The 13584-nt window shown below is 38.6% G+C and carries 12 protein-coding genes; all 12 read right to left on the bottom strand.

Translation table 11 applies throughout. The annotated features are described in order from the left end of the window. Window positions 1-40: 40 nt before the first annotated feature. Complete coding sequence (gene prmC / locus AC3CH7_RS22165) at window positions 41-901, bottom strand: peptide chain release factor N(5)-glutamine methyltransferase (RefSeq protein WP_036160731.1); 861 nt, start codon at window positions 899-901, stop codon at window positions 41-43. Further along, entirely contained in the window at window positions 888-1964 is a 1077-nt protein-coding gene (gene prfA / locus AC3CH7_RS22160) for a peptide chain release factor 1 (protein WP_012292750.1), read from the bottom strand. Before prfA ends, prmC begins: the two co-directional genes overlap by 14 nt. Window positions 1965-2119: 155 nt before the next feature. Beyond that, entirely contained in the window at window positions 2120-2692 is a 573-nt protein-coding gene (locus AC3CH7_RS22155; RefSeq protein WP_012292749.1) for a thymidine kinase, read from the bottom strand. A gap of 116 nt (window positions 2693-2808) precedes the next feature. Then, window positions 2809-3012: a 50S ribosomal protein L31 gene (gene rpmE / locus AC3CH7_RS22150; protein ID WP_025114780.1), complete on the bottom strand. Its 204-nt coding sequence runs from the start codon at window positions 3010-3012 to the stop codon at window positions 2809-2811. Window positions 3013-3194: 182 nt separating this feature from the next. Beyond that, on the bottom strand, window positions 3195-4244 hold the full coding sequence (locus tag AC3CH7_RS22145; protein WP_036160729.1) for an NAD(P)/FAD-dependent oxidoreductase: 1050 nt from the start codon (window positions 4242-4244) through the stop codon (window positions 3195-3197). Window positions 4245-4336: 92 nt separating this feature from the next. Further along, entirely contained in the window at window positions 4337-5371 is a 1035-nt protein-coding gene (locus tag AC3CH7_RS22140; protein WP_012292747.1) for a FecCD family ABC transporter permease, read from the bottom strand. Then, window positions 5368-6420 (bottom strand): FecCD family ABC transporter permease, encoded by a 1053-nt coding sequence (locus AC3CH7_RS22135; RefSeq protein WP_325881095.1) that lies wholly within the window; start codon window positions 6418-6420, stop codon window positions 5368-5370. The genes AC3CH7_RS22140 and AC3CH7_RS22135 overlap by 4 nt, the downstream gene beginning before the upstream one ends. 46 nt (window positions 6421-6466) lie before the next feature. Then, entirely contained in the window at window positions 6467-7261 is a 795-nt protein-coding gene (locus AC3CH7_RS22130; protein ID WP_012292745.1) for an ABC transporter ATP-binding protein, read from the bottom strand. A gap of 42 nt (window positions 7262-7303) precedes the next feature. Beyond that, on the bottom strand, window positions 7304-9028 hold the full coding sequence (locus tag AC3CH7_RS22125; protein ID WP_197149088.1) for an ABC transporter ATP-binding protein: 1725 nt from the start codon (window positions 9026-9028) through the stop codon (window positions 7304-7306). 48 nt (window positions 9029-9076) lie between these two features. Then, window positions 9077-10975, bottom strand: a complete 1899-nt coding sequence (locus AC3CH7_RS22120) for a helix-turn-helix domain-containing protein (RefSeq protein WP_036218219.1) — start codon at window positions 10973-10975, stop codon at window positions 9077-9079. A 136-nt stretch (window positions 10976-11111) separates the two neighbouring features. After that, the gene (gene rho / locus AC3CH7_RS22115; RefSeq protein WP_012292741.1) at window positions 11112-12395 is read right to left on the bottom strand and encodes a transcription termination factor Rho; all 1284 of its coding nucleotides are present in this window, start codon (window positions 12393-12395) and stop codon (window positions 11112-11114) included. Between the two features lie 226 nt (window positions 12396-12621). Further along, complete coding sequence (glpX, locus tag AC3CH7_RS22110; RefSeq protein ID WP_008179010.1) at window positions 12622-13578, bottom strand: class II fructose-bisphosphatase; 957 nt, start codon at window positions 13576-13578, stop codon at window positions 12622-12624. Between the last annotated feature and the right edge of the window lie 6 nt (window positions 13579-13584).

Here is a 13584-nt window from a genome sequence, read left to right as displayed (position 1 = left end):
ATCCCTCCTTGCTCAACATTGTTGGCAAGATGAAGACACTTTATACATGAATCTCACAAAAAATCATTCGCGGTTTACCATTAATATCTTTTTCTATCGAAATCGTAGCCTGTGGAAAACTATCTTGAAAGAACTTTGCTACTTTTTCACCTTGTGTATAACCGATTTCTAACCCAATTAATGCTGGTCTATTCATATACGCTGGCAATTGCTCTGCTAATTGTCGATATAAAATAAGACCATCTTCCTCAGCAAATAACGCGCTATGAGGCTCATGCTTTAATACAACATCCGACATAGCCTGCGCCTCTTCAAAAGCGATATAGGGAGGGTTCGATAAAACAATATCAAACTTCTCACCTGCGAGCGGAGCAGTTAAATCTCCCAGCCTAAAATCAATATTAGCCTCTAATCTCTGTGCATTTTTTTGTGCTGTCGCTAATGCAGCTTCAGATAAATCAGTAGCTACGACCGTTAACGTAGGACACTCCAGCTTCATTGAAATGGCAATAGCACCACTGCCTGTACCTATATCAGCTACCTTCAATGCTTGGTGTTGAAATAGTTTAGTCATACGATTGATAGTGCCAAGAATCAGTTCTTCCGTTTCCGGTCGAGGAATTAATACTGATTCATCGACGATAAATGAACGACCATAAAACTCCTCACTTCCCACACAATACTGAACTGGGCGACCATTGACATGTTCCTCTATAAGGGCTTTAAATTTTACTTGCTGTGCTTCTGTTAATTTATCCTGTAAATGTAGCATAACCTCTGAATAGCTTGTACCAAGTATATGCTGCATAACAATACGTGCCGCAGTTTGCTCCCGACCATTATCCACTAAAAAAGAAGAAGCCCACTCAAGGGCCTCCATCACATTTTTATAAGTCATCATTTAAACGCTCTAGCTTCGATGCTTGTTCTTCTAAAATAAGCGTATCGATAATTTCGTCCAATCTACCCTCGACGATTTGATCTAGCTTTTGAATTGTTAACCCAATACGGTGGTCTGTTACACGGTTTTGTGGATAATTGTATGTGCGAATTCGCTCAGAGCGATCACCAGAACCCACAGCAGACTTACGTGTGGCATCGATCTCTTTTTGTGCCTCTTGCATATACATATCTGCTACACGAGCGCGTAAAATTTTCATTGCCTTTTCACGGTTTTTAATTTGCGAACGCTCATCCTGCATGGAAACTACAACACCTGTTGGTAAATGGGTCATACGGACCGCAGACATCGTTGTATTTACGGATTGACCACCTGCACCTGAAGATGCGAATGTGTCTACACGAATGTCTTTTTCATGAATTTCAACGTCTACTTCCTCTACCTCAGGTAAACAGGCTACTGTTGCTGTAGATGTATGGATACGTCCTTGTGATTCGGTAGCTGGTACACGTTGTACACGGTGGGCACCATTTTCAAATTTGAACTTTGAATAAGCACCTTGTCCGTTAATCATAAAGATTACTTCTTTATAGCCGCCCATCGGGTTTGGAGTGGCTTCCATAATATCAATTTTCCAGCCTTGTGTTTCTGCATAACGAGAATACATGCGGAATAAATCACCCGCAAAAATATTTGCCTCATCTCCGCCAGCTGCTCCACGAATTTCCATAATAACGTTCTTATTATCATTAGGATCTTTGGGAATTAATAAAATACGTAAACGTTCTTCAAGTTCTTCCTGCTGAGCTTTTAATAGGTTAAATTCTTCCTTTACCATTTCATGCATATCAGGATCTTTTTCGCTATCTAACATTTCACGTGTATCTACTAATTGCTCTTTGACATTTTTATATTCACGATACGTATCCACAGTTTCTTGGATATCTGATTGTTCCTTCGAATATTCACGTAATTTCTTACTGTCATTAACAATATCTGGGTCGCTTAAAAGCTCTGTCAGCCTTTCATAGCGATCCTCCACTGCTTGTAATCGATCAAACATGGATTTCACCTCAATTTAGTTTCTTAAATTGCTCCTATTTTTCAAGAGCTCTCCATTAAAATTACGCTAATGCATAATGGTTATTTACAATGTTTATGTCCACTACTTAGTATAAAAAACTTTTCGCATCTACGCCACTTTTTCTTAATCCTCCATTATAGCGAAGGATGAGCATGACATTTTCGACATACAGGATAATAGGAATCGTTTCCACCAATTTGAATTTGATCTCCCGTATATACAGGCTGTCCATTTCCATCTACTCGTAAATTCATCGTTGCTTTTTTATGACAGAACCAACAAATGGTTTTCATTTCTTCAATTTTATCTGCATATGTAAGCATGTATTGGCTGCCTTCGAACAGCTCATTTTGAAAATCATTTTTTAAGCCAAAGCCCATAACTGGAATATCTAATTCATCCACAATGTTAGCTAGTTGTAAAACATGAGCTTTTTTTAAAAATTGAACTTCATCCACAAGTACACAGTATGGTTTAACCGCATTGTTTTGCACAAGCTCAAAAATATTTGTATCTTCATAAACAGGAATGGCTTGCTGTCTTAAACCTACTCGACTAGAAACAAAGCCAACCTCATCACGTGTATCTAAACCTGATGTAAACATCATTACAGGTTTCTGCTGTTCTTCGTAATTATGGGCAACTTTTAAAATCTCTATTGATTTTCCACTATTCATTGCACCATGTTTAAAATATAGCTGCGCCATACTGTCTTCTCCCTTTCTTTTGGTCGATCTGTATTTTGAAAAGACTTGCATCAACGTGTCATATTTACTGAAAAAAATACCTGCCAAGCACATGCTTGGCAGGTATTAAACTAACATTAGTTTTTAAGACCGTATTTTTTGTTGAAACGATCCACGCGACCATCAGTAGACGCGAATTTTTGACGGCCAGTATAGAATGGGTGACATTCGTTGCAGAACTCGACAACGATGTTTTCTTTTACTGAACCAGTTTTGAAAGTGTTCCCACAAGAGCAAGTTACTGTTGCTTCTTTGTAGTCTGGATGAATTCCTTGTTTCATATTCGTTTTCTCCTCTCGCCCTGAACCATCTGGAACAGAGTATTATCGAACTGTACCTTACATAGCCCGAATATGAGTGAAACCATCAGCTATATATGTACACGTTGCATACCTAAGAAGTATAGCATAGTCGTTTTATTATTTTCAAGAAAAAAATATCAAAAGAAAGATATCCATCGTTTTTATCCTCGAACTTCTCGATAATCATTGTCTTGTAACCCTATTTTTTCATTTCGCTCTTTGAATCGGATATTATGAGAAGACACATAAGCAACCTTTGGTGCATCAGGTTCTATTAATAGCTTTGCACTATTTAACGCTAATATTCCATCTGTAAAGGCACCTGCTATTAACCTAACTTTACTTGGATGATCAATAAAATCACCTGCACCATAGATTCCTTCTATATTAGTTTCCCTCTTTTCATTGACGAGTGCCACACCATCTTTAATATGTAATCCCCATTCTTCTAGTGCACCATAATCACATTTTAAGCCATGGTTCACAATAACGGCATCTACTTCAACTCGCTCTATCTCATTCGTCTCTTTATTCATAATCGATACAGACTGTATTAAATCCCCATCACTATGTAATTGCACTACTTCAAATGGTGTTTTTACACATACGGAGGATTCCTTCATCCGTAAAACGTTCTTTTCATGACCACCAAAGTCCTCACGACGATGAACGATCGTCACACTTGCTGCAATCGGCTCTAACTCATTCGCCCAATCGACAGCTGAATTACCACCACCTGAAATTAAGACATGTTTATTCCGAAAAATCTCTAATTCCTGTACAGTGTAGTGTAAATTAGTTACTTCATAGCGATCTGCTCCTTCTATTTCAAGCTTTTGCATCGTCAGAACGCCATAACCAACCGCCAAAATCACTGTTTTGGAAAAATGCTTTTCACCCGTTGAGGACGTTAAAATAAATGTTCCATCTGGTTGCTTTTCTAATCCTTCCACCTTTTGATTTAATATAATTGTTGGATCGAAGGTTTGGGCTTGTTCAACAAGCTGTTTGATGAGCTGTCCACCTAAAATAGGGGTAACTCCACCAACGTCCCAAATCATTTTTTCGGGATAAATTAACATACGACCACCAAGCTGAGAGCTATACTCGATAATTTTCGTTTTTAAATCTCGCATCCCACTATAAAAGGCTGTATAGAGACCTGCTGGGCCACCGCCAACAATCGTTACATCATAGAGTTCGTTCTCCATTTTTACATTCCATCCCCTTCATCTTAATTCCGTCAATAATTACTTGCACTCGGCTCATACACTTTTATTGTTCACCAAGGTACCTTCACTATTTATTCCTTTAATCGTGCTAATAAATACAAGAAATAAGGAGCGCCTATAACGGCTACTACAATCCCTGCTGGAATTTCTGAAGGCTCGAGAATAGAACGACCTATCGTATCAGCCATTAATACGAGGAAACCACCCAATAATGCCGCCGCAGGAAGTAAAAATTGATGCTTTGCTCCAACCAGCTGGCGAGCCAAATGTGGGGCAATAAGCCCTACAAAGCCAATGCCACCACTTACAGAAACACTAGCTCCTGCTAAACCAACAGCTGCCGCTAATAGCCAACGGCGCTCTCTTTCAATCGAGGCACCTAATCCAACAGCTGTTAATTCGCCTAAATTTAAAATGTTTAATACCCGCGATTTCGCATAAACAAATGGTAATAAGATCACTAGCCATGGGAGCAGCGAGAGAACAAATCTCCAATTTGAACCCCAAATGCTCCCCGCCAGCCATGTAGCCACAAATTGATAATTTTCAGGTGATAGCCGTAGTGTTAGCACAATCATTGCCGAGCTAATTCCGGCTGCTATAGCCACCCCTGTTAAAATTAAGCGCATCGGTGTAATACCTTCGTGTCGTTTATAAGAAAGTGAATAAATTAGGACTGCTGTTAAGCCTGCTCCGACAAAGGCAAGTACAGGGAGTAAATAAACAGGTGCTGCCTTCGTTGTTGGAAAAAATGAAATATACAGCATAACTGCAAGACCAGCACCAGCATTAATCCCTAAAATACCTGGGTCTGCTAAAGCATTTTTGGAAACGCCTTGTAAAATTGCCCCTGAAATAGCTAAGCCCATTCCCACTAATACAGCAATCACAATTCGTGGAAGCCTAAATTCAAATAAGATTAATTGTTGTTGTGCATCTCCTTGTCCAAAAAGAGTCTTAAAAACCTCCAACGGCGTTAGCTTAATCACCCCAGTATTCATACTAATCACAAAGGTAACGAAGATTAAAACAAGCAATGTAGCAATGATGATAAAATTTTTCTTTCTTGTTTTCTGCTGACTTGGTGTTAAGTAGCTGTTACTCATAACTCTTTCCCTCCTTTACGCGCTAAATAAAGGAAGAAGGGTACACCAATAAAGGCAATTAAAGCACCAATCGGCGTTTCATAAGGTGGATTGATAATGCGTGCTACTAAATCAGCTAACACAACAAGCAATGCTCCATATACTAAAGAACATGTGATAATCCAGCGATAATCATGACCCACTATGTATCTCGTTAAATGGGGAACTATTAAGCCTACAAAACCAACTGCTCCTACAACAGAAACTGCCGCACCCGCTAAAATTAACACAATAATCATTCCCCATACTTTTACAACACCCGTACGTTGTCCTAGCCCAACAGCAATTTCCTCCCCTAAGCTCAGCACAGTGATTGATCGTGATAAAATAAGAGCTCCTATCATCGCAATAAGAATCCAAGGTGATAATATTTGTAGATGGCTCCATTTTGTTCCCGAGACACCACCTGCATACCAAAAGGCCAGGTCTTGACCAATACGGTAATAAAGGGCAATTCCTTCTCCTAGCGCTCCAAGCAATGCACTAACAGCCGCACCTGCTAAAACAAGTCGCATTGGTGTTAAGCCACCTTTAGACAGTGACCCAATACCATAAACAATGGCCACCCCAAGACCTGCACCTATAAAGGACCATAAAATTAAAAATATATATGGCATACCAGGGAAAAAGGCAAAGCACACGGCCAACATAAATGCGGCTCCTGAGTTCAAGCCTAACAATCCTGAATCTGCTAATGGGTTACGTGTCATACCTTGCATAATCGCCCCGGCTACTGCAAAGCTTGCTCCTACTAGAGCAGCCCCAAGTACTCGTGGTAAGCGAATATCATGAATAATTTGATGTGTCGTTAATTCCGGTGAAAAATGGGTAACTGCTGTCCAAACAGTACCTAGTGAAATATCTGCTGCACCAAAAGAAATCGATAAGCCAATAGCTAAAATTAATCCAATTACTCCTACAATTAAAGCCACTACTCCACGGATCGGATGAGATCGTTTCTGTAGCTCCTCTAAATCGTTGAGCTCTCCTACTCCTGTCGACGTAGTCATTCTATTTCCTCCTTATAAACTTCCCAATACACATACGGACTAGATTTTATTTCTTCATATCGTATAGCTGATAGGATAGGCAGATTGGATTATTACTATATGGACAAACAGCCATTTCAGCATCAATATTAAAAACGCTTTGTAAATTTTCCTTTGTCATTACTTTTTCTGGACTTCCATCTACCATTAAATTCCCGTCTCTCATGGCCATGATAAAGTGGGAGAATCGTGACGCATGATTCAAATCATGTAATACCATGATTATTGTTCGACCTTCTTCTTTATTTAACTTCTGTAGAAGCAATAAAATATCTAGCTGATGGGCTAAATCTAAATATGTGGTTGGTTCATCCAGTACTAGAATATCGGTGCCTTGTGCTAATGCCATGGCAATCCACACCCTTTGGCGTTGGCCACCCGACAATGCTTCAATTGGTCGATCACTAAAATCCCTTAATCCTGTCACATCAATAGCCCAATGGATATACTCATAGTCTTCTTTGCGTAATGTGCCAAATCCGACTTGATGAGGAAAGCGACCATATGATACCAACTCAAATACAGTTAAGCCTCCTGGAGCTGTTGCCGTTTGAGGCAAAATAGCCATTCTTTTGGCAACTTCCTTGGTCTTCAATTGATGGATGGCTTTACCATCTAAATAGACAGCTCCATTTTGGGTATGAAGTACACGAGCCACGGCCTTTAATAAAGTAGATTTCCCACAACCATTCGGTCCAATAATTGTGGAGATTTGCCCTTTTGGAATTTCCACACTTAAATCATTGACAATGAGCGTCGAGGAATAACCAATCGCCACACGATCTATTTCTAGTACTGACATAATTAACTTCCTTTCATTGTTGAGAGTAGCTTATAACTAACCTTATATTTGTAGACCAAATTGAGCTGTATACAAGCCATAATAAGCATGTTTTCGTTCCATTAATTGCTCATGTGTTCCTTCTTCAATAATGCCCTTTTTCGATACAACAACAATTCTATCTGCATCTTTGATCGTTGCTAATCGATGGGCAATTACCAACGTCGTACGACCAATGGAAAGCTCGTTTAATGCTTGTTGAATAGCTTGTTCGGTTTCAGTGTCCAATGCCGATGTTGCTTCATCAAGTATGAGTATCTTTGGGTTTTTCAGGAAAATTCGCGCAATGGATAATCTTTGCTTTTGACCACCAGATAACTTCACACCCCGCTCACCAATTAATGTATCCATACCCTCTGGGAGCGCCTTAATGACATCAGTCAGCTGTGCGCGCTGTGCGGCATACCAAATATCTTCTTCACTGGCATTCAAATTACCGTATGCGATATTATCACGAATAGTGCCATCAAATAAAAAGACATCTTGTTGAACAATCCCAATATGGCCACGCAATGATTGCAATTTAAAATCGCGTATATCCACACCATCAATTTTAATGGAGCCTTCATTGACATCATAAAAACGGGGAAGCAAACTGCAAATAGTAGATTTTCCTGCCCCAGATGGACCTACAAGGGCAACAGTCTCACCGGAACGAACCGTTAAATTAATTTGATGTAAAGCACGATTTGTATCCGAGTAGCCAAACGATACATCTGTGAACGTAATTTCTCCGTCAATTTCATTGATGTCCTTCGCTCCTGGTCGATCCGCTATCTCAGGCTCTGTTTCAAGGAATTCAATATAACGTCTAAATCCTGCCATCCCTTTTGGATAGCTTTCTATAAACATATTGATTTTATTAATAGGGCCTAGCAGAATCCCGGAAAGTAAAATAAATGCGATAAAGTCCCCATTTGATAGATCACCATTTAACACAAAATAAGCACCAACAAATAATGTAAATAATGATAATACCTTTGTCAGAATACCTGAAATTGCTTCATTCCAAGCCATAACCTTATAAGAGAACAACTTGGTCATTCGGAATCTTTCATTATTTACCTTAAAGCGTTTAATTTCATGATCCTCATTTGTAAAAGCCTGTACAACGCGAATACCGCTGACATTGTTTTCAACACGTGCATTAAAGTCAGCAATATCACCAAACATTTGACGGAATGCTTTGGACATTAACTTTCCGAAAATAATTGTCAAAACTAGGATGATCGGCACAAGTAGGAAAATAAGTATTGTAAAGGTTGGATCTATGTAAAACATGACACCAAATGTCCCTATAATGGTCATAGCAGCAATAAAAATATCTTCTGGACCATGGTGAGCAAGCTCACCGATATCCATTAAATCGTTTGTTAATCGGGAAACAAGATGCCCCGTTTTATTATTATCAAAGTATCTGAAGGAAAGTTTTTGTACATGGCTAAAGGATTCCTTTCTCATATCCGTTTCAATATTAATCCCTAGCATATGCCCCCAGTAGGAAACGATGAAATGGAGAATGGAGTTAAAGATATATAAAGCAAAAAGCAATAAACTCGCCATAATAATCCACTTTAGCTCGCCATCTGGCAAAATATCATCAATTACTTTATTTAAAACAATTGGAAACGCTAATTCAATTAATGCTACTAAAATGGCGCAGCTAAAATCTAAAATAAATAAGCGTTTATACGGTTTGTAATATGAGAAAAATCGCTGTAATAACATGGTTGGTAGCCTCCTATTGCAATATCAATCTTCATATCTACTATCTAGTTATTTTTGTTGAGCCTTCGTGAATTCTACTATTTTGTCAGCTAGCTCTTCAGCTTGATGGAGACCCGAAAGTGGATCTGAGGCAAAATAATATTCCGATGGAAGCTCTATGATTTGATTATTTTTTACGACATCTAAGTTTGTCCAAGTGCCTGGCAACTTCCCATCTTTGTTAAAGAAGTTAATCATGAAGTTATAGTCACCTACATAATCACCTACTACCTCATAGGAGATCTCATAACGTCCACCACTCGCCTCTTTTGCATCAAATAACTCCTGCACTTTTTCTTGTGGTTTCATGCCCAAAATTTGATAGAGTGCTCTACCACCCGATACACTTGAATTTCCAACAATAGTTGCATTTTTTTCAAACATTTCGTAAATAGTAAATGTTGCTCCGTCTGGAATTACATCATTAATTTTTACCTTAGCTTGGGCTAAACGTTCTTCAAACTCATCCATAAAGATTTCTGCTTCTTTTTGTCTTCCTAAATAATTCCCCATTGCCACAATTTCCTCTCTAGCTGATGAATGAGCATCCTCAGCAAAAACAATTGTAGGTGCAATTTTCTCATACTTGCCTACATCTTCTGGATTCCATGTAATAATTAAATCCGGCTTTAGCTCTAGAATTTTTTCCAATGATACCTTACCATCAGTACCAATATTGGTAATTTCCCCATCCTTGTAGTGTTGTTTTAGAAATGCTGCATAATCGAGGTTAGCTGTTACGCCTCCTACTGGTACAATATCTAACGCTAAAATTTGTCCTAGATACCAGTCTGTGATGACTCTTTTTGCTCTTACTGGAATTTCTACTTCACGACCACTGTCATCTGTCATCATTCTCGTCTCTATAGTATCTGAAGTAGTGTGGTCTACTTTTGTTGAGACCGAATTTTCATTACATGCAGCTAATAAAACAAACAGGCTCAGAAAAAAAGGCAGTTTTATATGTTGAATCATCTTTTGCATCATCATCTCATTTTCTCCAATCTCAAATCGGTGTGCTTGCGCGAGCTGATTTTTATTGTATTGAAAATGATTCTCATTTGTAATGGCCATTTCAGACATAAATGATGTATATTTCAGCCTAAAATTACTTGGTGCCATATTTGTAGCCTTTTTAAAGGCACGACTAAAATAGTATTCATCTTCATAGCCAAGTGAAATAGCAATTTCCTTTATACCAAATTGATTTTCTAACAAATATTGTTTTGCCTGCTCAATTCTCAATTGCTGTAAATAAATTTGTGGTCCTACCCCATAGCGTGCTTTAAAAATTCGTAATAAATGCCGTGTACTAATATGGAGCGTATCTGCCAGTGATTGTATAGATAATGGTTGGTGAAGATGCTGATGAATATACAGCCGTGCTACTTCTGCCTTATCCATTTCATGTGGGTTGCCCTGCCCATCTGCTAATTCCTGAAACATACGATAAACAAATTCATACAAAGAAGCTTTGACTGAAAAATGATCTTGAATAGAGCCAGATATCCATCTGCTATACATATCTTGAAGAATGTTATGAATGGCTATTGGATTAGCAGGCACACAAGAGAAATTTATTTGAAAAGGTTGATATTGCATCTGTAAATGCTGCATAAAGGCATCTTTATAGATGACATCTCCTTCATAACGTATGAGGAAGTAGCTAACACTATGCTGTGCATTAATCTGCAAACACTGAGATTTACCAATGTGAAAAATACTGAAACGCTGTACATAATAAGGCTGCTCATCAATGACAATTTGCGCCTCGCCTGCTGTAATGATAAGAAACGAACTATTAGTTAATACCTTTGAAACTTGAACTTTTGATTTATTTATGTAGTTAATATGCTTCATTTGAACATAGGCATTTTGCCAAAGCAGCATATAGGCATCATAATTCATCCGAATCTCCTTCAAAAAGATATTTATTAATTTCATTATATTGATAATGATTATCAATTTCAATAAACATTTTTTCATTCAAACATATACAAAAAAAATCACCATTGACAATTATTTGTCAATGGTGATGGCAGTTCTATAATAAACCTTTACCTTTTGTTGCTTTTTTCATATCTTCGTTCAGTTTTTCAAAAAATTCTTCATTAGATTTTGTTGTACGAAGTTTTTTCAAGAAGCGTTCCGCAAAATCAGGCGCGTCTGAAAATGTTTTACGAATTGCCCATAGTTTTTCAAGTTGTTCAGGCTCAAGCAATAACTCTTCCTTACGTGTACCTGAACGGCGAATATCAAGCGCAGGGAAAATTCGGCGCTCTGCCAACTGGCGATCTAGATGAAGCTCTAAATTACCTGTCCCCTTAAATTCCTCGTAAATAACCTCATCCATACGTGAACCAGTATCTACTAAAGCAGTCGCTAATATCGTTAAGCTACCGCCTTCTTCAATATTTCGAGCCGATCCGAAGAAACGCTTAGGTCTATGGAAGGCAGCAGGGTCAATCCCCCCTGAAAGCGTGCGTCCACTTGGAGGAATAACTAGGTTAAATGCACGTGCCAAACGTGTGATAGAATCCATTAAAATAATGACATCACGTTTATGTTCCACTAAACGGCGTGCACGTTCTAAAACGATTTCTGCTACTTTGACATGATTCTCTGGAACTTCATCAAACGTTGAGCTAACAACATCTGCATTTACAGATCGCTCAATATCCGTTACTTCTTCAGGACGTTCATCTATCAGTAAGACAATTAACTCTGCTTCTGGATGATTTGTCGTAATAGCGTTTGCAATTTCTTTTAATAAAGATGTTTTCCCCGCTTTCGGCGGAGCTACGATTAATCCACGCTGACCAAAACCTACAGGCGCCACTAAATCCATAATACGTGTTGATAAATTACGCTGAGTTGTTTCCAGTTTAATTTGTCTGTTTGGATATAACGGTGTTAAAGCAGGGAAATGCACACGTTCCTTTGCAACTTCAGGATCCTCGCCATTGACGGCATCTACTTGTAATAAGCCGTAATAACGTTCATTTTCTTTAGGTGGTCGCACCTTCCCAGATACCTTGTCCCCATTACGAAGATCAAAGCGACGTATTTGAGATGCAGAAATATAAATATCTTCTTTACTTGGAGAGTAGTTTATTGGTCGAAGGAAGCCAAAGCCCTCTTGCGAAACAATTTCAAGTACGCCTTCCATAAAGAAATAGCCTTCTTGCTCTGAACGCGTTTTCAAAATAGCAAATATTAATTCTTTTTTCGTTAGCTTGCTATAATATGAAATTTTATATTGGCGTGCAAGAGCGTAAAGCTCTTTTAACGTCATGTTTTCTAATTGAGCGATTGTCAATGCAGACATATGCACAACTCCAGTCTTTTTCAAAATATAATACAATTATTGGGGTTATCATCGAAGATTTTTTACGAACGAATAGCTCTGTTCATAGTATACGGTTACCTCTATAGGTCAATAACAAATCCACCATATAATATAACATTGCCTTACAAACTACGGGATGGTTTATTTTAAGAAGAAGGTACCTAGCACAATAAATGTACTAGGTATATTTTAGAAGATAATATCATTAATATCTAGGTTTTTTCTCAAGTGCGTGACGGCCTTCTACAAAGCGAACCGTACCAGACTTAGCACGCATAACTACCGAGTGCGTTAATGCGTAAGCACCTTTATATTGAACACCCTTTAAAAGCTCACAATCTGTCACAGCTGTTGCAGCAAAAATAGCGTCGTCACCTTTTACTAGATCGTCTAAATAAAGAACTTTATCCACATCTACACCCATTTTATGGCAGCGTTCTAATTGCTCCTCATCTTCGGGTACTAATTTTGCTTGGAAGTCTCCACCCAGGCATTTTAAGGCTACAGCCGAAATAACACCCTCTGGTGCGCCGCCTGTTCCAAACATAATATCAATACCTGTTTCATCAAAGGCAGTATTAATTGCTGCACCAACATCGCCATCTTGAATAAACTTAATACGTGCACCAGCCTCGCGAATTTCATCAACAATTGCTTGGTGACGTGGTCGATCTAATAGAGTAGCAACGACATCTGAAATATCTTTATTTTTTGCTTTTGCTACTTGTAATAAGTTATAAGTGACAGAAGCATTGATATCTACTTTACCAGCCGCTTCTGGCCCTACAGCAATTTTCTCCATGTACATATCTGGTGCATTTAACAGATTACCTTTATCTGCAATTGCAAGGACTGTCATGGCACCATTCGTACCTTTTGCTACAATATTTGTACCTTCTAATGGATCCACAGCAATATCTACTTTTGGACCACCACTTCGTAAGCCAAGTTCTTCACCAATATAAAGCATTGGTGCTTCATCCATTTCACCTTCACCAATTACTACTGTAGCATGCATTGGAATTGTATCGAACATTTTGCGCATCGCTGTTGTTGCTGCATCATCTGCCTCAATTTTTAAACCGCGTCCCATCCATTTCCCGGATGCAATTGCTGCTGCTTCTGTTACTCGTACTACTTCCATCGATAAACTACGTTCCATTGTTGC

The organism is Lysinibacillus sp. F12, from assembly GCF_057773605.1.
The sequence above is the reverse complement of the archived record's forward strand: the minus strand, read 5'-3'. Positions and strand labels throughout refer to the sequence as shown.